We start from the raw sequence: 1,233 nt of genomic DNA, 5'->3' as shown, positions 1-1,233 counted from the left end.
CGTGCGCTCGGCCGAGGCGGAGAACCCCGGACGGTTCGGCCTGCTCGACCTGGATGTCGATACCGGTGAATCCACGTGAACTGGAACCCAAACCACTGCGTCATTCACATCAATACCCCCGCATTAAGTTTTATTTCAGCTTCCATCATAAAGGACTCCCCGCGGGACTGCAATCAGGAGTCATTACTTCAACTGTTTTTGTTCATTATAGAAATTACGGTAAGCTAAATAGCACGCAATGATTGACCCCAAACTAGTCGCTGATAAGAGCATGAACGTGACCATAATTTGATACTTAATGGCCCGTACTGGATCGACCCCTGCAAAGATCAAACCGGACATCATCCCTGGCAGATTGACTAGACCCACAGTCTTTGCCGAATCAATGGTTGGTGACATCCCCGTACGAATCGCTTCACGCACGATGGCAATCGAAGCATCAAGTAGACCAGCCCCTAACGCCAACCGTTCAAGCACACCTTGCCGCTGGTCATGAAACTGACTATTGAGGCTGCGATAAGCCAGCCCAATTGCGACCATTGAATTCGACGCAATCATACCAGAAATGGGAATCATTTGCGATGGCACAAACTTAATCGCACCAGATAGCACGAGGACGCCGAGTGTTACCCCCGTACTAACAAAAATGGCTAATAACGAAATGGCTAATGCATGGTCAATCCCCGGCCCCCGTTTTTTCGCATTCCAAGCCGCATTGAAGATAATGAAGCCCATCATCGCCAGCGTTAGCCAAAAATTGTTGACTCGGAAAATATACTTTAGCAAGTAACCCACGATAAATAGTTGTACAACAGCCCGCACGACACCAATGACGATGTCCCTATCCAAGCCAAGTTTCTGCCACAAACTAATTCCTAACGCGACGAGCACTAACATTGCCGCCAAAAATAGCGACGTATTATTAACTGCTAAATTCATCCGTGTACCTCCAATCTGCCAGCAACCACTTTCGCTAATTGATCTGCCGCAGCAATCTCTGTCGCGTCATGAGTAATCATGATCGTTGTCACGTGATCCTGCTCATTTAACTGTCGTAAACAGGCGTGCACGATTTGCTTATTATTTTCATCCAAACCAGCTGTCACCTCATCTAATAACAACACTTTTGGTAAGAATAAGATGTTGCGAATCAGCGCGACCCGCTGCCGTTCACCACCGGAAAGCTCGATAATCGGCTGATGCAGGGTTCGTTCGGACAGCCCAACATTATTT

General features: G+C 47.8%; 2 protein-coding genes. Both read right to left on the bottom strand.

Going from position 1 to position 1,233, the window contains the following annotated elements:
* Positions 1-183 precede the first annotated feature (183 nt).
* Positions 184-939 (bottom strand): ABC transporter permease, encoded by a 756-nt coding sequence (locus ACWD1Z_RS37710; RefSeq protein WP_021109135.1) that lies wholly within the window; start codon positions 937-939, stop codon positions 184-186.
* Positions 936-1,233, bottom strand: a 298-nt coding sequence (locus ACWD1Z_RS37705) for an ATP-binding cassette domain-containing protein (protein WP_451125463.1), incomplete at its 5' end; no start/stop codon positions are given. The genes ACWD1Z_RS37705 and ACWD1Z_RS37710, both read right to left, overlap by 4 nt.

Source organism: Streptomyces sp. NPDC002784 (genome assembly GCF_053592135.1).
Note: the sequence above shows the minus strand (reverse complement) of the source record. Positions and strands in the feature narration are given on the sequence as shown.